Consider the following 20,907-nt stretch of genomic DNA (forward strand, 5'->3'; position numbering starts at 1 on the left):
GTAGTTCTTCGAAATATTGATTATTCTATTACTTGGAAAGAGATTAAACGTCAGACATCGTACGAATGTACAACTGATAAACAACTAATAGATAGAGGGGTACTTCATGAAATATCTTATCGCACTACTCGGACTGGCTATCGTTTTCGGCTTGGCACTCCTTGTCAGCAGCAATCGTAAAGGCATCAAATTGAAACCGCTTGCGGTCATGCTAGTTCTTCAGCTCGTACTTGGGTTCATTTTACTCAATACATCGTTCGGATATATCGTCATTCGTGGCGTCGCGAAAGTCTTTGAAAAACTGCTGAGTTATGCGGCAATCGGGATTGATTTCGTCTTTGGTGGACTAGCGAACGAAGGTGCACAACCGTTCTTCATTAACGTCTTGCTACCAATCGTTTTCATCTCTGCCTTGATCGGAATTTTGCAATTCACAAAGATTTTACCGATCTTGATGCGCGGGATTGGTTTCGTCTTGTCGAAAATCAACGGGATGGGGCGTCTCGAGTCTTACAACGCGGTTGCTTCAGCTGCGATCGGACAATCAGAAGTATTCATCACAGTAAAAAAACAAATTGGTCAATTACCAGCAAACCGTCTTTACACATTGTGTGCATCAGCAATGTCGACGGTTTCGATGTCAATCGTCGGTGCGTACATGACGATGGTAGAACCAAAATATGTCGTTACAGCAATCGTCTTGAACTTGTTCGGTGGTTTCATGATCGTCTCAATCATCAACCCATACACGGTTGACCCGGAAGAAGATATTCTTGAAATCGTCGAAGAGAAGCAAACGTTCTTCGAAATGCTCGGCGAATACATCATGGATGGATTCAAAGTCGCAATCATCGTTGGTGCGATGTTGATCGGTTATAATGCTTTGATCGGAATGGTCAACGATATCTTCCTGATGGTTCTCGATATCTCGTTCCAAGAAATTCTCGGATACATCTTTGCACCATTCGCATTCATCATGGGTGTTCCATGGGCGGAAGCCGTCAGTGCCGGTAGTGTCATGGCCACGAAATTGATCACGAATGAATTTGTCGCGATGTTAAGCCTTCCTGAGTACACGAAAGAGTTCTCGGAACGTACACTCGGAATCGTTTCTGTCTTCTTGATCTCGTTCGCGAACTTCTCGTCGATCGGAATCATCGCTGGTGCGGTTAAAGGATTGAATGATCGCCAAGGAAGCGTTGCAGCTAGTTTTGGTTTGAAATTACTGTATGGTGCAACTCTCGTCAGCGTCTTGACGTCAATCGTCGTCAGCGTCTTGCTGTAATCGTTACACATGTAAAAGAGCAATGGATCAGCAGATCCATTGCTCTTTTTGTCTATTATTTCGTTTCACCGTGCGAAGCAATTCCGACACGGACGCGATGGTGGGTTCCGTCACGGTAGACTTCGTAAGCGAACTGCGCAACGTTCTCCCGGGAAACCGGTCCTGTCGATGCAGTGAAGCGTGTCGTCTCAATCAACAAGTCGTCAGCATCAAGTGCTTTATCTTCTGTCAATTGTGTTGGGCAGATGACGGTGAAGTCGACGTCTGCATCTTTTAAAGTTAAATAAGCTTTCAGGTGATCCTCTGCTGCGATTGTCGAGCGGCGACGGGATTCACTCGATTGGAAACGATACTTTCCAGGTTCTTCTGACGCATCGAGAATGCCTGCTGTACCAATGAAGACGATCCGTTCGATGTCTGCTTCCTTCATCTTGGTGACGAGATGTGGAATTGCTGTCGAGAGAACCTGCTGTTGATCGGTACCGAGACAACTAAAGACAGCGGTACTTTCTGCGAGTGCTTGTTCAAGATCGTCCGGGTTTGTCGCGTCTCCCGTCAGGATATGAAGGCGATCGTGAACTGGTAAGTCCGATGACGCGGAACGCACGAGTGCTTGGACATCGTAGCCATCTTTTAATAAACGATCGATTAGAGGGCGACCCGTTCGACCGGTCGCACCAAGTACAGTAACAGTAGTCATAAGAATTCCTCCTTGGAGATCAAGTAGATGGGAAAAAGAGACGTGCGGTAACGACCGGACGTCTCTTGTTGATTATTTATCTGCAAACATGACGCCAGCTTGACCATAATCTGTTTTTTCCATCTCTTCGATGAAGACCGTGATGTTTTCTTTTGGAGCATTTGTCGTTTCCGATACCGCTTCCGTGACTTTTTCAATCAAGGCGCGTTTTTGTTCGACTGTACGACCCGATAACATTTTAACCGTGACATATGGCATGACTTCATTTCCCCCTCTAGCATGATGACGATACGCCATCAGTATAGCGCATTCGATAGGGGATTCGTCAATTCGAACATCGTTTTCGAAAAAGAAGGGTATAAGGTAGGAGCTATTCTTGTCGGAAGCGAAGAAGGTCATACACATACGGCAGAAAAGGAGAGACATAATGGACGCGATCATACGAAAAAAAATTCATACGCTACTGATTTTTGATCGGACGTTACCAGAAGATACAGCTTATCCATTGTCTGGCCCTAAAGGACTCGAGGTTGCAGATATCGTCTTTGAACAGAACATCCCGTTCGGTCGACTCGTAACGGATAAAGAACTCGCTCAACTGCTGAATCAAAAAGAAGCAAAGCGATACGGGATGCTGACATTGCTTGAGGACGATGTACGTTTCAAACCGTTATTTCAAAATCGAAAACCGACAGCCGACATGGAAGAAGAGGTTGAGGCAAAGGTGCGAGAACTGGCGCATCAGTTACGTGCGATTCGGTCGCGGTGTTCTTCGCTGGAACGTCTCTTTTTATTCGGTCGTGCAGCGCAAACCCTGTTTGATCGTGCTTTGCTTCATCTCGAAGAGGTCAATCCCCCAGCCCACGAGGAGATTGCATCCATGACGTGTTATCGTCTCCCGACGATTCGCCGAGCGACAGAGGATCAATTACAGCTACTCCGTTACGAGTGACTGGTTGCAGACACCTCGGAATGCGGTATGATAGAAGCAACAGGAATAAAAGGGGACAAAACACGATGGAAAAAAAGATTAACTTCAATATCATTTCAGATAACTCTACAGACGGTCACGGAGGATTCGGTGTCGGAACACTCAGTTTAAATAGTATGTCACCAGTCATCATTTCTCCGGAAGACGGCGAAGCTTACATTGATATGGGTGCGATGCACGCAAAAGCAGCAATCGAGAAACGCGTCAAGTTCACGACGGATAAAGCCGATACGCCAAACGGTAAACTGTACTGGATCGTCTGGGTGACGGTTGGTCGTAAACCTGAAGGCTTCTATTACGGTGGTGTGGCTGCGTGCGATCTGCTAGTCGATGCAGAAGCACGTCGCGGATTCAAGATTCTCGCTGATCACGTCAATAAGATGGATAAATCTCTCAAAGGACGGATCGTCGTCGATCACATGGATGAGCGTTCAAAGGAATTGTTACGTGATTTCTTGCAGACTCATAAACCTGAGATGTGGGAAAATGCTGACGCTGCTTTACATGAAGCGTTGGTCTAAATAAAAGAACGTGTGCCGCGGCACACGTTCTTTTTTCATGGTCGTTTCAGCGTCAAGACGACGAGTTCTGGATGATTGAACAGACGAAACGGAAACAGGCTGTTCCCAAGACCACGACTGACGATCAGTTCAGTCTGCTGTTCCTGATAGCGGCCTGCCGTCACGGTTGGAAAGAATCCTTGACCAGGCGCATACAGACCTTCCGTAAACGGTAAGCGGATCTGTCCGCCGTGGGCGTGACCGGATAAGACGAGATCAACGGAACGCTCTGCATACAAGGATTTATATTCCGGACGATGCGCAAGCAGGAGCTGGAACGCATCAGGCGATACGTCTTGCAGTGCTTGATCGAGACTTTGACGAATCCCATCCGGTTCTGATAGTCCTTCGCGCCAACGTGTCGTCGTCGGATCATCGATACCGAGTAACGAAATCGATTGTCCTTTATACTCGATGATACGCGTTTCATTCCGAAGAACGGTGACACCGAGCTGCTCAAGCTTCGGTAAAATCGTTAAATTTCGTCGGACTTCATGATTCCCGGTGACGAAGTAGACAGGGTATCGATCGACGAGCGCTTTCATGAGTGTAAGGGCAGCTTCTTCTCCGTTTCGCCTCGAGTCAATCAAATCGCCAGTCATGACGACGAGATCTGGTGATTTACGACTAATTTTTTTCAATAGTCGTTTTTGATCCGATCCGAACGTTTTGCCATGTAGGTCGGCGATTTGAACGACGCGATAGCCATCAAATGATTTTGGCAAGCGACCCGACGTGACTGTGATCTCTGAGACGTCGATGACGTTATTTTCACGATATAAAAACCAACTACCTAGCGCTAGAATCCCAAGGGATACGAGCCAACGTGTACGTTTTCGCATGAGTCACCTCATTTCTTTCTGTTCAGCATAATTCAGAATAACAAAAAAGACCTCCTTCCGTATGCGACGGAAGGAGGAGTTCAAAACAATTTAAGCATCTTGCTTTAAATCCGTGACTTCTTTTTGGGCATCAGGTTCATCTGATAACTCCTTAAATAGAGCGATAATCATCATACCGACGACGAAGATGAACGGAAAGGCGGCAAGAACTGAAGCAGCCTGCAAGGCGCTCAATCCTCCGGCATAAAGTAAGACAGCGGCAATCGAAGACTGGAGAACACCCCAAGCGAGCTTAATGCGTAAGCTTGGCATGAGACTACCACCAGACGAAAGCATCCCGAGAACATATGTCGCGGAGTCAGCCGAAGTAATGAAGAACGTCGTGATCAAGAAGACAGCGACGATACTGAGGAATGTGCCTAATCCACCGAATGTCTCAAACAGAGCGAACATGCCGGTTTCGACTCCTTTATCGTTAATCGTCGTGATCAAATTGACGTTTTGGAACAGTTCATTCCAAATTGCTGATCCGCCAAAAACAGAGAACCAAAGCAATCCGAAAATCGTTGGGACGAGCATGATTCCGATGACGAACTCACGAATCGTTCGTCCCTTCGAGACACGAGCAATAAACGTACCGACGAATGGTGACCATGAAATCCACCACGCCCAGTAGAAGATCGTCCAATCGTTGATCCAGCCGCGTTCATCTGGATTAAAAGCAGATGCGCGGAAGCTCATGACTGGTAAATTTTGCAGATAAGCTCCTGTCGTTTGGACGAAGAGGTCCATGATGAAACTAAACGGTCCGAGGAAAAGGACGGCGACCATCAATAGAACAGCAAGAACAATGTTGGCGTTACTGAGACGAACGATTCCTTTATCAAGACCAGATGCGGCACTCATCATATAAAGGACCGAGACGATCACGATAATGATCATTTGTGTAGCAAATGAGTTCGGAATACTACTTGTCAAGAAGTTCAGTCCACCTGAGATTTGTTGCGCACCGAGACCAAGTGACGTCGCGACACCGAACGCCGTTGCGACGATGGCGAGTACTTCGACGGTACCTTTACCGGCTGAAGCGAACTGAGGCTTCATCAATGAAGCGACCGTGTCGCCAATCGTAGCAGGACGTCCTTTTCGGAATGTCGAGTACGCGATGGCAAGTCCGACGATCGCATACAAGGCCCACGGATGTAATCCCCAGTGGAAGAACGAATAGCGCATCGCGAGTCGTGCCGCTTCCGTCGGATCATCCGTTGCGACCGGCGGTGTATGGAAATGCGTCAAAGGCTCTGAGACACCCCAGAAGACAAGACCAATTCCCATACCAGCGCTGAAGAGCATGGCAAACCAAGAAATGAGACCATATTCAGGTCGGTCCGAATCCTTACCGAGTCGGATGGAACCGAAGCGGGAAAAGATTAAAAAGATAGCAATGATTAAAAAAGCACTCATGCCGAGAAGATAAAGCCAGCCAAATCCGCCAGAGACAAAGGATTGTGCTTTAGCTGTGACATTTCCGAGACTAGCTGCACCGATTAGGGATTCCGGTAAGATTCCCCATATGGTAAAGAGCACACAGAAAATGACGGATACCATAAAGACTTTTGTAATCTTACTTTTTCGATTATTTTCCATCGTGTTCCACACCTTCTTTCGAATTTTACATGGTTGTTCTGTATCAAATGATGACAACGACATTATCATTACCCCGTGCATCCGATAACAAAACCTAATCACGCAGGGTACTACCGTAACAAACACTTTGGTGAAAAAGCAAATCGTTTGGGAAATGAAACCATAGAAACTAGGGAATTACCAGAGAGGAAAGGTGTAAAATGGCGGATAATCAAATGTTTAAAATGATTTTTAAATAGTGAAAGGAAAGACGTTAATATTCTTATTTCCCGTTTTACTTAAAAACTAACGTAATGACTAATCTGAGCAAATCAGAGGCGGTCGGAAATCAGATTTGATATAACAAAAGCAGTCATCATTTTGAAGGAGGCATTTCCCATGGAAAAACAACAACAAAAACAAGCGATTCTCGAAGCATTTCAATCTCGTCATGCCACAAAAGCATTTAATGGTCAAATGATCCCAGAAGACGATTTCCGGTTCATTTTAGAAACGGCGCGTCTGTCACCGAGCTCGTTCGGATATGAGCCATGGAACATGCTCGTTATTCAAAATCCAGAAATCCGAGAAGCCTTAAAAGAAATTTCTTGGGGCGCACAAGGACAATTACCGACAGCGAGTCACTTCGTCTTGTTTCTTGCCCGTACCGGAGAACAAATGCAGGCAGATGGTCCGCATGTCACGCAGATGATGGATTTCCTTGGTCTATCCGAAGAAGCGAAAGCCGGACGGACGAAGCGTTACGGTCTGTTTTTAGAAGAGGATTTTGCGATCGGTGATAACCCGAAAGCGATGGAAGACTGGGCAGCTAAACAAGCCTATATCGCACTTGGGAACATGATGTCGACGGCAGCACAAATCGATGTCGATTCATGCCCAATCGAAGGATTCGACCAGCAAGCTGTCGAGCAATTACTCGTCGATCGTGGACTGCTCGATCGTTCTGTTTTCACGGTGCCGGTCATGGTCGCATTCGGTTACCGGGCAGAAGAACCAAAACGTGAGAAGCAACGTCGTCCGCTTGAGGAAATCGTGACGTTCGTCGAGTAAAGACGGAAGACAAAAATTTTCAAATTATATAGAAGTTTCTTTCGAAATTCGGTATACTCGCATTTGTATGATTAAGAAGCGCCGTAAACGCCACTCGCATACGAACAACTTTTGTCTTGATGAAAGAAAGGGGTTCTATCGCAAATGGAACAAAAATTAAAGTTATGGTTCACGGAACACCAAACGGAAGATTACGGTATCACATTCCGTGTCAACCACGTTTATGAGAGCGAACAAACGGAGTTTCAACGCCTAGAGATGGTTGAAACGGACGAGTTCGGTACGATGTTGTTACTTGACGGAATGGTCATGACGACAGATAAGGACGAGTTCGTTTACCACGAGATGGTCGCGCACGTCCCATTGTTCACACACCCGAATCCAAAATCGGTTCTGGTCGTTGGTGGAGGAGACGGCGGAGTCATCCGTGAAGTCTTGAAACACCCGTCCGTCGAAAAAGCTGTTTTGGTTGAAATCGACGGAAAAGTCATCGAGTATTCGAAAAAATACCTCCCGAACATTGCAGGTGGATTGGACGATGCACGCGTCGAAGTCATCGTTGGGGATGGATTCATGCATATCGCAGAAGCAGAAAACGAGTATGATGTCATCATGGTCGACTCGACAGAACCAGTTGGTCCAGCGGTCAACTTGTTTACGAAAGGCTTCTACTCTGGTATTTCAAAAGCATTGAAAGAAGACGGCATTTTCGTCGCACAATCGGATAACCCATGGTTCACACCAGATTTGATCCGTGATGTTCAACGCGACGTCAAAGAAATCTTCCCGATCACGAAGCTCTACATCGCTAACGTTCCGACATACCCAAGTGGTCTTTGGACATTCACGATCGGATCAAAGAAACACGATCCGCTTGCTGTCGCACCAGAGCGGTTCCACGAGATCGATACGAAGTATTACACGCCTGAGCTTCACACGGCAGCTTTCGCGCTTCCGAAGTTCGTTAAAGATTTGACGAACGGCTGAGTTCAGTCACTATAGCACACATGAACAGAGCGGTTTCGATCTTCGAAATCGCTCTGTTGTCAGGTAAAGAGGCGTTTGCAGCAGCAAACGACCAATGAACAGGGGGAATGGATCATGCGTTTTGATGAAGCATATTCAGGAAAAGTCTTTATCGCGAGTCAACCGACTCACGAGGATGCAAAAGGAATTTTATACGGCATGCCGATGGACTGGACGGTCAGTTTCCGTCCCGGTTCACGATTCGGTCCGGCACGTATCCGTGAAGTCTCACTTGGTTTAGAAGAATATAGCCCGTACTTAGATGGCGACATCGCCGACGCGAAGTTGTTTGACGCGGGAGATATTCCGTTACCATTCGGGAATGCGCAAAAATCACTTGATATGATTGAAGAATACGTCGATTCATTACTGGCAGCAGGCAAGTTCCCGCTCGGTATGGGTGGCGAACATTTAGTCACGTGGCCAGTCGTCAAAGCGTTCGATAAACACTATGATGATTTTGTTGTGCTTCACTTTGATGCGCATACGGACTTGCGTGACGAGTACGAAGGTGAGCCATTGTCGCACTCGACGCCACTCAAGAAAATCGCGAACTTGATCGGACCGGAGAACTGCTATTCGTTCGGAATCCGTTCGGGGATGAAAGAAGAGTTCGAATGGGCGAAGACGTCAGGCTACAACCTTTTCAAATACGAGATCGTCGAGCCGCTTCGTCAAGTTCTTCCAACACTTGCCGGGAAAAAGGTCTACGTCACGATCGACATCGATGTCCTTGATCCGTCAGCAGCACCAGGAACAGGGACACAAGAAATCGGTGGGGTGACGACGAAGGAACTACTCGAAGTCGTTCACATGATTGCACGAGCAGACGTCGACGTCATCGGAGCTGATTTGGTAGAAGTATGCCCAGCGTATGATCAATCGGATATGACAGCGATCGCAGCAGCAAAAGTGTTGCGCGAGATGATGATTGGATTCATTAAATAAATAGACAAAGGAGACCAGACGTGATGTCGGTCTCTTTTGTTTTGTTTAGAAGAAGAACTGACCGACTCCGAATGCACCGAATCCGATGATCAGACTGACAGATGTCTATTGGACGACGCGTAGAACGGACGTCGCAATCTGGTGTTTAAGCAGGTGTGTGATGTTTGCCAGGATGCTCCCCCAGGTGGCAGAACCAAGAAAAATACCGATTAGAAACAAAACGGCATCCTGTCCGCTCGTCATCGGATTCAAGAACGTCAGAAGTAAAACGGACAGGTAGGCACTTAACCGTGACGAGGCTGTATCATAACTAACCTTCTTTTCAATTGATTTGTTATGTATTTTATTTCGAAAACAAAAAGAAGGTCAGTGTGTTTTCAAAACAAGTTCATAGCACACTAAAATCTTTACACATATACGGAAGTATCTTAAGTTTAAGATGTCACCACGACGGAAATATTCTGAAGTGTAAGAACATTGGTTTGAGAGCGATGTACATTTGACAATCAGAAAGGTGGAAAAAAGATGAAGAAACTCTTATCGTTTGTGACTGCTACGTTACTGTTTGCACTATTCGTGCTTCCGGTAGGCGCAGCAGATGACGCAATGGTTCGTGTCATTCATGCTTCACCAGATGCTCCGGCAGTCGATATCGCGGTCGATGGCAAAAAAGCCGTATCAGGAGCAAAATTCAAAGATGTCACAGATTACCTCACACTACCAGCTGGCGAACATAAAGTAGAAGTATTCGCTGCAGGAACAACAAAAGATCCTGTGCTCTCTCAAACACTCAATGTGGAAGCTGGTAAATTCTATTCTGTCGCAGCAATCGGTAAACTTGCTGATATTAAACTTGCTGTCATGGAAGACAACGGCAAAGGCGAAGACGGCAAATCAATGGTCCGTGTCGCACACTTTGCACCAGATGCACCTGCTGTTGATGTCGCACCAAAAGGTGGAGACCCACTCTTTAGCAACCTTGAATTCTCAAAAGTCTCTGACTACGGTACACTCGATGCAGGTACGTATGACCTTGAAGTCCGCCCTGCAGGCGCAACGGATGTCGTCAAAGCACTTGATGGCGTCAAACTCGACAGTGGCAAAAACTATACAGCTCTCGCAATCGGTTTACTAGAAGGCGAGCCAGCGTTTGATGTTCTCTTAATTCCAGATGGCGGTGAAATGGCATCAATGCCAGATACAGGACTTGGTGGTTCTGCTGATACGACTTCTGCTACACCATGGGCAGTCGCAGCAGCAGCTGCCTTGTTAGTAGGAACAGCGTATGTCGTCCGTCGTAAACAAAACGCTTAAGAGTAGTCTGCTTCTCTTACTCGTATTAGCCGGATGCCAATCGGGATCACCTCCAGGTACTACAAAGCCGGAAAAACCAAAACAAACTGAAACGACGTCTTCTTCGTCCACTTCATCCGAAATGGTGGACGAAGAAGCATTCATTCCAACGCGTATTATGATTCCGACGCTCGATGTGAAAGCAAACATCGAAGTCGTCGGGAAGGATAAGCAAGGACGGATGGATGTGCCCAAAAAAACGGATCAAGTCGCGTGGTATAAATACGGTGCGAAAGCCGGTCAAACCGGAAATGTCGTATTAGCAGGACATCTAGACGATGAAAAGGGACCTGCTGTCTTTTATGATTTAGCCAAGATGAAAAAAGGGCAACGGATTGAAGTGACAGGGAAAACAGGACAACAGGTGTCATACGTGGTGACGAACGTCATGTCCTATCCTGTCGATGAAGCACCAGTCGGATCAATCTTTGGTGCGACCGTCATGAACAAACTGACGCTCATTTCATGCATTGGTACGTTTACAAACTCAAAAGGGTACGATCAACGTCTTGTCGTCACGGCAGAACAAGACAATTAAAAATGAAACAGGTCTCTCACTTCGGCTATGACCGAAAAAGAGAGACCTGTTTTTTAGTGTGTTTCTGAAGCTGCGACAAGATCCGTCGTCAGTGTCGTCAAGCCTTGCGTCGTTTTACTGAGACCTTGGATCGTCTCGACGATTTGTCCAAGGTTTTCTTTATTACGACCAAACAACGTCAGTGAGTTTTCCATTTCACTCTTAACGGTTTGGATTCCTTGTTTGACTTGTTGTAATTCTTGCTGAGATGCAGTGTTGGCGCGTGTGATGTCTTCCATCTGAGAAACCAGTTGTGTAATGTTGCCATTGTTCTTTTGAATCAGACCATTGATGCTGCTACTTAATGACTTGGCATTTTCAGCAAGGTTCCGGACTTCCGTCGCTACGACAGCGAATCCTTTACCGTGTTCACCGGCGCGGGCTGCTTCAATCGAAGCATTTAACGCGAGTAAGTTCGTTTGATTGGCGATCGCTTCGATGCTTTGTGTCATCTGGACGATCTCATCCGACGTCGTTTTCAATTCGTGGATGCTTTCAAGCGAAGTACCAACTTGTTGTGTTGATTGAGCGAATTGTTGCTCCATCTGTTGCATCTGTCGTTCGTTAGCAATCGTCATTTGGACGAGTTGCTGGCTCGTCTGCTCCGTCTGATCTGTTTCTGCCAACACTTGTGAAGCACGTCGGCTCGTTTCGATGATGGCATGATCCGTATGTTCGACGGAGCTTGCGACTTCTTGACTGACACGAACGACGTCTGTCAGCAGTTGACGGCGCGACTCGTTCGCTGCCGTTACTTCATGAAGACGAGAATCGACGTACTGACTCGTTACGATTTGAGCATCTAAGTTCATCGCGTGAGTCAATGCAAGCACGGCTGTTGTCAGTTGCGCTGGGTCATGCTGATAATGTTCGACGATTTTAGGAATCAACAACGTCTGAAACGCAGCATATGAAGCGATGAACCAAGTGACGGGAACGAAGTTGTGTTTATGCGTCTGTCCCATCCGTGTCCGCATCGCAAGGAAGGATTCATCCATGTTTCCTGTCAGAAGACTCGTGAAGTAGTCTGCAAAGACTTTTTTCAATCGTTCGCGTGTCGATGATTGTTTCGCGATCGTTGCCATCTCTGGATTCAATAATAGATGGTCAAGCACTTGCTCGAGGACCTCATCTAAGATGCCTTGAACGACAGGTGCCATCGATTTAAGTGTCTGTAGCTGTTCTTCTGTATACCCCATGTATACGAGACGAGATGTAAGATCAGGATCTGCCGTCTTCGTGATGAGATGAGAATCAGGAAAGCCGATTGTAGCTTGATAAACCGAAGTAGTCTTACTTTTAAAAGGATTGCGCACGTAGTTGCCTCCAATACTCAAGATGTGAATAAAATGATGTCTGTTTCTTATCGGTTCATCTTGACGAAGCGATACTGGTTTTCGAAAAAAAGACGAGAATATTGAAAAACATTGACCGGAAACAAAAAAACTCATGGCAAGTGCCATGAGGAGAATGAAAAAAGACAGGATTAGACCGGTTGATCTTCCTGGAATGCTTTTTTGGCGTCCACGATCGAGCGCATTCGTTGAACGCAGGTTTGAACGAATTGAATATCGATGGAGGTGAAACGGGTGACAGGTCCACGAGCTGACTCGGCACTGAATGTGAAGGTTCCGAGATTCCAAAGTTCGATTTTGAATCGTTTTCCTTTGTTGTCGTCGAAGTGTTCTACGAATTCGATTTGCGGTACCATACGAACCCCTCCTTACTCCGTATATTCCCGCTTTTCAAAAAACAAAAAAGCCAAACTGCGTGTTAGAAGCAGTTTGGCATGGATGTTTAAGCAGTCGGCACATCATAGCCGATCTCTTCGATTGCATCGACGAGGCGCTCACGAGGAACGTCTTCATGCTGTACCGTCACTTGGTTTTGTTCCAGTGAGACAGTAGCATGTTGTACACCTTCGACTTCAGATAAAGCTGATTCGACACTCGCTTTACAGTGATTGCATGTCATACCGATAACAGATAACGTTGTTTCTTTCATGATGAAGTTCCTCCTTCAGATAGTGGGGTACGTTTTAATCGTAACGCATTCGTCACGACAGAGACAGAACTGAATGCCATGGCGGCGCCCGCAAGCCATGGAGCAAGCAGACCAAGAAAAGCAACAGGGATGCCAATCGTATTGTAGCCGAGTGCGAAAACGAGATTTTGACGAATGTTTTTCATTGTCTGCTCACTTAGTTCGATCGCAAGTAAAACTTGTTTTAAATCGTGTCCAAGCAACGTCACGTCGGCTGCTTCGAGGGCGACATCTGTGCCGCTGCCGAGCGCGATGCCGACGTCCGCCGTTACAAGAGCGGGAGCATCATTGATACCGTCTCCGACCATCGCGACACGTTTCGTTTGTTGAAGTGACTGAATGACATCTGCCTTTTCAACAGGTAAGACGTCAGCAAAGACGAACGCTCGATCAAGTCCGAGTTCTTCTGCTAGATGATCAGCAACTTCACGACGATCACCGGTCAAGAGATACACGTCCTTAGTCTCTCGCAACCGCTGGATTGTTTCTTTCGCTGAATCTTTTAACGCGTCACGGATGGCATATCCGGCAGCGACTTCTCCATCGACGGCGACATACACGAGTGTCGCTCCGAGTGACGTCCAGTCAGGAAGGGCGATGTTTCGTTCCTGAATCATTCGCGCTGAACCAACGATCAAATCATGTCCCATGATTTGTCCTGTGATCCCACGTCCTGATTCGACATGGAACTGTTCGATATCAAAAACGACATCCCGCTCTGCTGTGATGGCACGGGCAAGAGGATGTTCGGATTGACGTTCGAGCGCGGCAGCGAAATCGAGCGCTGTCTCCGTGCCAAACGTCTCGACGACGACAGGGCGACCGACTGTCAGTGTTCCAGTCTTATCAAAGACGACAGCATCGACATGTTGGAGGTTCTCCAGTTGAGCCCCCCCTTTAAAGAGAATCCCTCGTTCCGCTCCTTTTCCGGTTCCGACCATGATTGAAGTTGGTGTTGCGAGTCCGAGTGCACACGGACAGGCGATAACGAGAACCGCGATGGCAGGACGAATCGCTTCTGCAAAGGAACCGGTGAACATCCACCAAGCGGCTAATGTCAGAAGCGCGATGGCGACGACGATCGGTACGAACACACCAGAAATCCGATCGGCTTGGCGCTGAATCGGCGCTTTTTCGGTCTGCGCTTGCTCGACGACGCGAATGATTTGTGCGAGAACCGTTGCTTGCCCGATCTTTGTCGCCTCGATTTGTAAGGAACCGTTCGTATTCAGCGTACCACCAATGACGGATGCGCCAACAGTCTTATGAACAGGAACGGATTCACCGGTCAACATCGACTCATCGAGATACGCATCACCTGCGCGAACAATACCGTCTGTCGGAATTTTATTTCCGGGTTTTACGAGCAACACCATCCCGGCTTGGATCGCCTCAATTGAAACGATCCGTTCCTGCCCATCTTCCAAAACGATGGCTTCTTTCGCTTGTAAGGAAAGCAGACTTTTAATCGCTCCTGTCGTCTGTTGTTTCGCACGGTCTTCGAGAACCTTCCCAAGCAAGACGAGTGTAATCAGAATCGCACTTGTCTCAAAGTAGAGGTGTGGCATATCAGAGACGAACAGCATTTCAGCAACGGAATAGAAGTAGGCTGCCGATGTCCCGAGCGCGACAAGGACATCCATGTTAGCACTCCCGCTCCGTAAGCTTTTATAAGCCCCGCTATAAAAGGGCGCACCGATGATGAATTGAACCGGTGTCGCTAAAGCAAATTGTAGCCACGGGTTCATCAAGAATGGAAGATGGAATGGACTATTCGGAATATGTGTCAGCATGCTCGCGAGCAAAGGGAGCGAAAGAACGGCTGCGATGACGAAGCGATACAGCATCCGACGATTCGATTTTGTTGCGTGTGGTGCTTGTTTGACCGTGGCCTCGTAGCCGATTTTGCGAATTTTTTCGATAATCGCTTGATCATTATAGGCATCAGAAATCGAGACACGAGCCGTCTCGAGTGGTAAGTTGACCGTTGCTTCGACGCCGTCCATCCGGTTCAGGACTTTTTCAATCCGAGCGGAACAGGCGGCACATGTCATCCCTTCAATATCAAACTCAATCGTTTTTGACATCAGAAAACCCTCCTTACTTTTTCAGACGGGCAATGACTGCCATCAACTCATCGACGTAAGCGTCCGTACTGTCTTGACGAGTCGCGACCTCATGCATGCACATCTTGACGTGGCGTTCGATGATTTGTAGTTCGACCTGTCGAAGTGCTGCTTGAATCGATGCGGTTTGCGTCAAAATGTCGATACAATACCGGTCTTCAGAAATCATGTTGGCAATCCCGCGGACTTGTCCTTCGATACGCTTTAATCGTTTCATTAAAGCGTCTTGTTCTTCATGTGTTCGTGGGACGACAGGGTGATCGCGTGCCATAGTCGTGCCTCCTTTAGTAATCTTGTTGTTATCTTTACTCTAACATATAGGTATGGGGGGTACCAGTATATAGCTCAAACAATAAAAAAAGCAGTCGCGAGCGGCGACTGCTTTTGCACTTATTGATTGGAGACTTGCGGTTTGACGATCGTTTCGTTCAATGAGCGTTGATCGCTAATGATGTCTTCAGCTTGTGTCGCCCGTTTAATGAAGAAGGCGAGGACGAATGCTAGACCAGCAATGAACGTCGAGATGAAGAACGCATAGTTGATTCCGTCAAGCGTCGCTTGCATCGTAATCTGCTGTTTTAAAGCAGCAGCTGCTTCAGCTGTCGGTTGACTTGTCATGTTCTTCGCCGCTTCGGCCGCGAGCTCTGTGCCACGAGTCTTCGCATGCGTTGACATGATCGTAACAAGCAACGCCGTTCCGATTGCACCAGATACTTGTTGCAACGTATTGTTCATCGCTGTGCCGTGTGGATAATAGCGTGTTGGTAACTGATTCAAACCGTTTGTTGAGACCGGCATCATGACCATTGACATCCCGAACATCCGTAACGAATATAGGATGATCAGATGGGTATACGTCGTATCCATCTCAAGTTGACTGAAGTAATAACTCGTGACGACTGTGATGAACAAACCAGTCAATGCAAGAGGACGACCACCAATCTTATCAAACAGCTTCCCGTTGATCGGTGACATGACGGCCATCAAGATGGCACCCGGTAACAGCATGAGACCCGCATCAAGTGGTGAAATACCGCGAATCGTCTGGACATAGATCGGAAGCAATAACATGCCCGAGAACATCGCCATCGTGACGACCATCGAGATCGCAGAAGACAAGGCGAACATCGGGTAACGATAAATCTTGAAGTTGAGCATCGGACGTTCCATATGCAGCTGACGATAAATGAATGTCACGAGTGCGATGACCCCGACGATCAGTGCTCCATAGACGTGGAAACTATCCCAACCTTTAGAGCCGGCAGAACTGAATCCGTACAATAAGCCACCGAAACCAAGTGACGAAAGTGCAACGGAAGTCAGATCGATCCGAGCGGCAGACCGTTCCTTGACGTCACGAAGCAAGAAGAAACCAGCGACGAGAACGATTAAGGCGATTGGTGTGATGAAGTGGAACAGCATCCGCCAATCATAGTGCTCGATGATCCAACCGGATAACGTTGGTCCGATCGCTGGAGCCCCCATCATAATCAATCCGAAGAAGCCCATCGCAGTCCCGCGTTTTTCAATCGGGAAACTGACGAGCATGACGTTCATCAGTAGCGGCATCATGATGGCAGAACCCGACGCTTGAATCATCCGTCCTGCGAGTAGCACAGGGAAGACGTCTGCGAATCCGGCAAGAATCGTTCCGGTCGAGAAGAGGGTCATCGCGAGTAAGAACAAGCGACGAACCGAATACTTTTGAATCAAGAAAGCAGATGTCGGAATCAAGACACCATTGACGAGCATGAAACCAGTCGACAGCCATTGAGCAGTAGCTGGTTCGATCGCTAGATCCTTCATGATTGAAGGAAGGGCGATGTTGAGCAAGGTATTATTTAAGAAAGCGATGAATGCCCCGATCATCAAAACGGCGAGGATGCCGTAAGGAGCTCGAGCTGTGTGAGTTGCACTTTGTTGCATGAATATCCTCCTAACTAAACTAACGGTACAGATTTCTATACGGTCGTTCTATCTGTAGTTTATCTTAATCCGATTTAGTTCGAATTACAAATAATAATAGCTAAGAAAGATAATTTTATTTTTTATGTAGTTTTGAAAGCGTTTTTCTAAATGAGGAAAATGATTCTTAGGAAATAAAAAAGCGCAATCCTTCTCGTTAGAGGAAAATTGCGCTTTGTCTTCAGTTTGAAACAGCCAGAAGCTTGTTTCATAGTTAGCGTTACTGAACGTTCGTTTCGAGTGCATCCTTTGTAATGTCGTAGTGAGATGCTGTCCAGACAGATTTGCCGTCCTGAATGAAAAGAACTTGTGGCGACTCATGTCGGACATTATAGTGTTCAGCGATGTGATTCGATAAGGTCCGAGCTTCTTGGACGAAGAGATATGCTGTCGGAACAGATGTTTCATCCGCGAACTTCGTATACTCTGAGAATCCTGCGGCACTGATCGGACACGTCGTACTGTGTTTGCAAATCACGAACGCGCTATGCTCGGACGCAAATTGATCAAAATCAGAAATAGACTGCAGTTTACGTGGTTGTGTCATAATATATCACCCTCCATACGTCCGGAGACGTTCACTTAACTTTAGATTTTCCCGGTAATCGACCGGACAGTCAATCAATACGGGTCCATCGCTCGCGAAAGCTTGATCAAGACAATGGGCAAGCGAACCGTGTTCACCGACGCGAAGTCCAAGCGCACCGAAAGCATGAGCCAGTTGAACGAGATCCGGATTATCAAAGGTGATGTACGATGATTTTCCATATGCTTGTTGTTGTTTCCATTCGATGAGACCATATGTCCCGTCTCGCCAAATTAATACGACGAGTGGCAGCTTCAAACGAACGGCGGTCTCGAGGTCCTGACCGTTCATAAGAAAAGCTCCGTCTCCAGCGGCGCAGACGATACGTCGGTCGGGGTAGAGAAGTTTGGCTGCGAGTGCACTCGATAAACCATAGCCCATTGAAGCAAACCCATTCGAAATGAACAATTGATCTGGATGTGTCGTTTGATAATGGCGAGCGAGCCAGACTTTATGTGCTCCGACATCCGAGAAAACCATTCCGGCTTCACCAACCGTCCGTTCGAGCTCACGAACGATGCTTTGAGGATGTAAAGGGAGCGCGAGGGAATATGTTTCTTGAATCTCTTGACGCAACTTATCGCGATTCCGTTGCCAACCGTTCCAGGAACGCTTTGGAAGCAGTGGTGTCAAAACGGTCAATACATCTGAAAGATTGCCGACTAGATTTGCAACGACTGGATAGTAGGCATCGATTTCGTGAAGGTTCGTATCCAGATGAACGACCGGCGTCTTTTTCGGATTCCATTTTTCCGGGGGCAGTTCCGTGATGTCATAACCAATCGTAATGATTAAATCACTCGCATCAAGAATTCGTTGGTTGTAATCAACATCCGGCAAACCGATCGTATGCGCGGCAAGCGGATGTTGTGAGGAGATGGAGCCTTTTCCCATCATTGTCTCGACGACCGGAGCATCCAGCTGTTCGACGAATGCCCGAAACGCCTCAAGTGCGTGTTGACGGTGAATCCCGAAACCGGCAATGATGACAGGACGTTGCGATCGCTCGATCAATTGTAAAACGTCCGGATCATCAATCGTCAACGGATGAAGATATGTCGGAGCACTGTCGTTTTTGACAGGAGTCACAGGTTGATCTCGTTCTTGTTTTGCGACGTCTTCTGGGAAAGAGATATGCGTCGCTCCCGGCTTTTCGCTCTGTGCCGTCGCAAAGGCACGACGGACGATTTCCGGAATCACTTCTGGTGTCAGAACGGACGTACTTGACTTTGTGACCGGACGATATAGATCAACGAGATCAAACATTTGATGCGACGCTTTATGTTGCCGTGATAGTGCTCCTTGTCCTGTGATGGCAACGACAGGAGAATGGTCCATCGTTGCACTCGCAATTCCCGTCATCATGTTAGTCGCACCAGGACCAAGCGTCGATAAGCAGACACCCGGTCGTCCACTCAGGCGACCGAACATCGCTGCCATGAACGCAGCGTTCGTTTCGTGACGCGTCGTGATGAACGTGATCGACGAACGACTAAGTGATTCGAGCAATGTGATGTTCTCTTCACCGGGAACACCGAAGATATGCGTGACTCCCTCTGCCTCTAAACATTGGACGAACCAATCCGCCGCGTTCATGCTAGTCCACCGATTGAGATGTATTTTGTCTCGAGATACGCTTCGAGTCCTTCACTACCGCCTTCGCGTCCAAGACCGGATTGTTTCATTCCACCAAATGGTGCTTGTGCAGCAGAAGGAACCCCATCATTCCAGCCGACGATTCCATAATCAAGCCCTTCGATTGCACGAATGGCACGCGCGTAATCCTTCGTAAAGACGTATGAAGCGAGACCGAATGGTGTCTGGTTGGCGTAACGAACCGCTTCTTCATCAGAACTGACACGCTGGACGGGAGCGACAGGTCCGAACGTCTCCTCGTTCATGATCAACATGCCGGGTTTTACGTCAGCGAGCACGGTTGCTTCATAATAATAGACATCGTTCTCCTCGTCCGTTGTTCCTGTTCCACCCGTGACGACACGAGCACCGGCTGAAGTAGCGTCATCGACATGTTTTTTAACTTTATCGTAACCCGCTTTATTAATCATTGGACCGATCTTTGTTTCGGCATCCAGACCGTTCCCGGTTTTCAATTTTGCCGTCTCCTGACCGAGTTTTTCAACGAACGCGTCATAAATCGAATCAGATACATAGATCCGGTTTCCGCAGACACACGTCTGTCCGCCGTTTCGAAATTTCGACTTGATCGTCTCCGCAACAGCTAAATCGAGATCGCAATCATCAAAGACGAGAATCGGTGCATGTCCGCCGAGTTCAAGCGACATCGCTTTGATCGTCTCTGCTCCTTGAGCCATCAATGTCCGTCCGACTTCGGTCGAACCAGTGAAGGTGATCTTATCGACATGCGGATGTGTCGCGAGTGATTCACCGAGTGCTTTCCCGCTACCTGTAACGGCATTGACGACGCCTTCTGGAATCCCGACTTCCTGACAAAGTTCAAGTAAACGAAGTGCTGTTAATGGAGTCGCGGTGGGTGGTTTGATGACGAACGTACATCCGGAAACGAGAGCCGGAGCCAATTTTCGGGTAATCATGGCTGCTGGGAAATTCCATGGTGTGATCGCGGCGACGACACCAACCGGTTGTTTGATGACTTGAAGTCTTTTAGAAGCATCGTGTGTCGGTATGACACGTCCGTATGCCCGTTTTCCTTCCTCTGCGAACCATTTGACGAAGTTTGCCGCATACTGGACTTCACCTTCTGATTCAGCCAGCGGTTTCCCCATCTCAAGCGTCATTAACCGGGCGAGTTCATCTTTTTTCTCGATCATTTTGGCATAGAGTTTTTCCAAGAGTTCAGCGCGTTCATATACTGTCCGCTTCGACCATTCTGGAAAAGCCTTCCGTGCTGCTTCGACAGCATCATTGACGTCTGATTTTGTTCCGTTTGGTACGCTACCGACGACTTCTCCGGTTGCTGGATTCGTGACATCTGTCCGTTCTCGTCCGTGATCCAGCCATTGTCCACCAATAAAGAATTGTCCCTTCATCTTGAAAATCCCCCTTTTTTACGTGCATTGGTTAGGGTATACCCGAACGAATAAAAAAAGATTCATTTTGGAAAGGAAAGGTTATGCAAAAAGGTAGAAATTGACCGATAAACAGTGTAGGATGATTCAGTAAATGTAATGTAAATTCAACTGAAATATTCGATGTAAACGAAGAGTGA

At 47.4% G+C, this 20,907-nt stretch carries 21 protein-coding genes; 8 read left to right on the plus strand and 13 right to left on the minus strand.

Translation table 11 applies throughout. From position 1 onward, the window contains the following. Nucleotides 1–106: 106 nt before the first annotated feature. A complete protein-coding gene (locus Q7C19_RS11655; protein WP_035411361.1) occupies nt 107–1,285 on the plus strand; it encodes a NupC/NupG family nucleoside CNT transporter in 1,179 nt (392 codons plus the stop codon). A 55-nt stretch (nt 1,286–1,340) separates the two neighbouring features. Here the strand turns inward: Q7C19_RS11655 and Q7C19_RS11660 are convergent, their stop codons facing one another. Together Q7C19_RS11660 and Q7C19_RS11665 are read right to left on the minus strand one after the other, a co-directional pair. Further along, nucleotides 1,341–1,985, minus strand: a complete 645-nt coding sequence (locus Q7C19_RS11660; protein WP_375092186.1) for an NAD(P)-dependent oxidoreductase — start codon at nt 1,983–1,985, stop codon at nt 1,341–1,343. Between the two features lie 72 nt (nt 1,986–2,057). Then, nucleotides 2,058–2,243, minus strand: coding sequence for a 2-hydroxymuconate tautomerase (locus tag Q7C19_RS11665; protein ID WP_023466792.1), 186 nt, complete (start codon nt 2,241–2,243; stop codon nt 2,058–2,060). Nucleotides 2,244–2,412: 169 nt separating this feature from the next. Here Q7C19_RS11665 and Q7C19_RS11670 point away from each other — a divergent pair, with 169 nt between their 5' ends. Next, on the plus strand, nt 2,413–2,937 hold the full coding sequence (locus tag Q7C19_RS11670) for a hypothetical protein (protein WP_035411354.1): 525 nt from the start codon (nt 2,413–2,415) through the stop codon (nt 2,935–2,937). Nucleotides 2,938–3,002: 65 nt separating this feature from the next. Next, on the plus strand, nt 3,003–3,497 hold the full coding sequence (locus Q7C19_RS11675) for a YwhD family protein (RefSeq protein ID WP_023466794.1): 495 nt from the start codon (nt 3,003–3,005) through the stop codon (nt 3,495–3,497). Between the two features lie 35 nt (nt 3,498–3,532). Here Q7C19_RS11675 and Q7C19_RS11680 read toward each other — a convergent pair whose 3' ends face one another. Beyond that, the gene (locus Q7C19_RS11680; protein ID WP_290748279.1) at nt 3,533–4,378 is read right to left on the minus strand and encodes a metallophosphoesterase; all 846 of its coding nucleotides are present in this window, start codon (nt 4,376–4,378) and stop codon (nt 3,533–3,535) included. Nucleotides 4,379–4,468: 90 nt separating this feature from the next. Further along, nucleotides 4,469–6,025 (minus strand): BCCT family transporter, encoded by a 1,557-nt coding sequence (locus Q7C19_RS11685; protein ID WP_290748276.1) that lies wholly within the window; start codon nt 6,023–6,025, stop codon nt 4,469–4,471. A gap of 378 nt (nt 6,026–6,403) precedes the next feature. Here Q7C19_RS11685 and Q7C19_RS11690 point away from each other — a divergent pair, with 378 nt between their 5' ends. The 5 genes from Q7C19_RS11690 to Q7C19_RS11710 all read left to right on the plus strand — a co-directional run bounded on the left by Q7C19_RS11690 (nt 6,404) and on the right by Q7C19_RS11710 (nt 10,940). After that, nucleotides 6,404–7,075: an NAD(P)H-dependent oxidoreductase gene (locus tag Q7C19_RS11690; RefSeq protein WP_290748274.1), complete on the plus strand. Its 672-nt coding sequence runs from the start codon at nt 6,404–6,406 to the stop codon at nt 7,073–7,075. Between the two features lie 144 nt (nt 7,076–7,219). Beyond that, complete coding sequence (gene speE, locus Q7C19_RS11695) at nt 7,220–8,062, plus strand: polyamine aminopropyltransferase (RefSeq protein WP_023466799.1); 843 nt, start codon at nt 7,220–7,222, stop codon at nt 8,060–8,062. Nucleotides 8,063–8,176: 114 nt separating this feature from the next. Continuing rightward, entirely contained in the window at nt 8,177–9,049 is an 873-nt protein-coding gene (gene speB, locus Q7C19_RS11700) for an agmatinase (RefSeq protein WP_290773770.1), read from the plus strand. Between the two features lie 525 nt (nt 9,050–9,574). Further along, on the plus strand, nt 9,575–10,363 hold the full coding sequence (locus Q7C19_RS11705; RefSeq protein ID WP_035411338.1) for a DUF4397 domain-containing protein: 789 nt from the start codon (nt 9,575–9,577) through the stop codon (nt 10,361–10,363). Beyond that, a complete protein-coding gene (locus tag Q7C19_RS11710) occupies nt 10,335–10,940 on the plus strand; it encodes a class F sortase (RefSeq protein WP_056064053.1) in 606 nt (201 codons plus the stop codon). The genes Q7C19_RS11705 and Q7C19_RS11710 overlap by 29 nt, the downstream gene beginning before the upstream one ends. Before the next feature lie 53 nt (nt 10,941–10,993). Here Q7C19_RS11710 and Q7C19_RS11715 read toward each other — a convergent pair whose 3' ends face one another. From Q7C19_RS11715 to Q7C19_RS11755, 9 genes are all read right to left on the minus strand, one after another. Further along, complete coding sequence (locus Q7C19_RS11715) at nt 10,994–12,295, minus strand: globin-coupled sensor protein (protein WP_056064050.1); 1,302 nt, start codon at nt 12,293–12,295, stop codon at nt 10,994–10,996. Between the two features lie 170 nt (nt 12,296–12,465). After that, a complete protein-coding gene (locus tag Q7C19_RS11720) occupies nt 12,466–12,690 on the minus strand; it encodes a hypothetical protein (RefSeq protein ID WP_035411332.1) in 225 nt (74 codons plus the stop codon). Between the two features lie 86 nt (nt 12,691–12,776). Beyond that, complete coding sequence (locus tag Q7C19_RS11725) at nt 12,777–12,983, minus strand: heavy-metal-associated domain-containing protein (RefSeq protein WP_023466808.1); 207 nt, start codon at nt 12,981–12,983, stop codon at nt 12,777–12,779. Beyond that, nucleotides 12,980–15,109, minus strand: a complete 2,130-nt coding sequence (locus tag Q7C19_RS11730) for a heavy metal translocating P-type ATPase (protein WP_375092187.1) — start codon at nt 15,107–15,109, stop codon at nt 12,980–12,982. Before Q7C19_RS11730 ends, Q7C19_RS11725 begins: the two co-directional genes overlap by 4 nt. Nucleotides 15,110–15,122: 13 nt before the next feature. Further along, nucleotides 15,123–15,419 carry a metal-sensitive transcriptional regulator gene (locus Q7C19_RS11735; protein ID WP_375092188.1) on the minus strand — a complete coding sequence of 99 codons (297 nt, stop codon included), beginning with the start codon at nt 15,417–15,419 and terminating at the stop codon, nt 15,123–15,125. 119 nt (nt 15,420–15,538) lie between these two features. Then, a complete protein-coding gene (locus Q7C19_RS11740; RefSeq protein WP_308102224.1) occupies nt 15,539–17,074 on the minus strand; it encodes a DHA2 family efflux MFS transporter permease subunit in 1,536 nt (511 codons plus the stop codon). A gap of 259 nt (nt 17,075–17,333) precedes the next feature. Further along, complete coding sequence (gene ytxJ / locus Q7C19_RS11745) at nt 17,334–17,660, minus strand: bacillithiol system redox-active protein YtxJ (protein ID WP_035411320.1); 327 nt, start codon at nt 17,658–17,660, stop codon at nt 17,334–17,336. 6 nt (nt 17,661–17,666) lie between these two features. Next, nucleotides 17,667–19,295, minus strand: coding sequence for an acetolactate synthase large subunit (locus tag Q7C19_RS11750; RefSeq protein ID WP_375092189.1), 1,629 nt, complete (start codon nt 19,293–19,295; stop codon nt 17,667–17,669). Further along, nucleotides 19,292–20,728, minus strand: a complete 1,437-nt coding sequence (locus Q7C19_RS11755) for an NAD-dependent succinate-semialdehyde dehydrogenase (protein ID WP_375092190.1) — start codon at nt 20,726–20,728, stop codon at nt 19,292–19,294. Before Q7C19_RS11755 ends, Q7C19_RS11750 begins: the two co-directional genes overlap by 4 nt. Nucleotides 20,729–20,907 lie beyond the last annotated feature (179 nt).

Origin of the sequence: Exiguobacterium sp. PHA03 (assembly GCF_041945985.1) — a bacterium.
In the GTDB taxonomy this organism is placed as follows: domain Bacteria; phylum Bacillota; class Bacilli; order Exiguobacteriales; family Exiguobacteriaceae; genus Exiguobacterium_A.

Coding starts and splice junctions, on each gene's coding strand:
- Q7C19_RS11655 (WP_035411361.1), top strand. CDS start 107: ATGAAATATCTTATCGCACTACTCGGACTGGCTATCGTTTTCGGCTTG.
- Q7C19_RS11660 (WP_375092186.1), bottom strand. CDS start 1,985: ATGACTACTGTTACTGTACTTGGTGCGACCGGTCGAACGGGTCGCCCT.
- Q7C19_RS11665 (WP_023466792.1), bottom strand. CDS start 2,243: ATGCCATATGTCACGGTTAAAATGTTATCGGGTCGTACAGTCGAACAA.
- Q7C19_RS11670 (WP_035411354.1), top strand. CDS start 2,413: ATGGACGCGATCATACGAAAAAAAATTCATACGCTACTGATTTTTGAT.
- Q7C19_RS11675 (WP_023466794.1), top strand. CDS start 3,003: ATGGAAAAAAAGATTAACTTCAATATCATTTCAGATAACTCTACAGAC.
- Q7C19_RS11680 (WP_290748279.1), bottom strand. CDS start 4,378: ATGCGAAAACGTACACGTTGGCTCGTATCCCTTGGGATTCTAGCGCTA.
- Q7C19_RS11685 (WP_290748276.1), bottom strand. CDS start 6,025: ATGGAAAATAATCGAAAAAGTAAGATTACAAAAGTCTTTATGGTATCC.
- Q7C19_RS11690 (WP_290748274.1), top strand. CDS start 6,404: ATGGAAAAACAACAACAAAAACAAGCGATTCTCGAAGCATTTCAATCT.
- speE (WP_023466799.1), top strand. CDS start 7,220: ATGGAACAAAAATTAAAGTTATGGTTCACGGAACACCAAACGGAAGAT.
- speB (WP_290773770.1), top strand. CDS start 8,177: ATGCGTTTTGATGAAGCATATTCAGGAAAAGTCTTTATCGCGAGTCAA.
- Q7C19_RS11705 (WP_035411338.1), top strand. CDS start 9,575: ATGAAGAAACTCTTATCGTTTGTGACTGCTACGTTACTGTTTGCACTA.
- Q7C19_RS11710 (WP_056064053.1), top strand. CDS start 10,335: ATGTCGTCCGTCGTAAACAAAACGCTTAAGAGTAGTCTGCTTCTCTTA.
- Q7C19_RS11720 (WP_035411332.1), bottom strand. CDS start 12,690: ATGGTACCGCAAATCGAATTCGTAGAACACTTCGACGACAACAAAGGA.
- Q7C19_RS11725 (WP_023466808.1), bottom strand. CDS start 12,983: ATGAAAGAAACAACGTTATCTGTTATCGGTATGACATGCAATCACTGT.
- Q7C19_RS11730 (WP_375092187.1), bottom strand. CDS start 15,109: ATGTCAAAAACGATTGAGTTTGATATTGAAGGGATGACATGTGCCGCC.
- Q7C19_RS11735 (WP_375092188.1), bottom strand. CDS start 15,419: ATGGCACGCGATCACCCTGTCGTCCCACGAACACATGAAGAACAAGAC.
- Q7C19_RS11740 (WP_308102224.1), bottom strand. CDS start 17,074: ATGCAACAAAGTGCAACTCACACAGCTCGAGCTCCTTACGGCATCCTC.
- ytxJ (WP_035411320.1), bottom strand. CDS start 17,660: ATGACACAACCACGTAAACTGCAGTCTATTTCTGATTTTGATCAATTT.
- Q7C19_RS11750 (WP_375092189.1), bottom strand. CDS start 19,295: ATGAACGCGGCGGATTGGTTCGTCCAATGTTTAGAGGCAGAGGGAGTC.
- Q7C19_RS11755 (WP_375092190.1), bottom strand. CDS start 20,728: ATGAAGGGACAATTCTTTATTGGTGGACAATGGCTGGATCACGGACGA.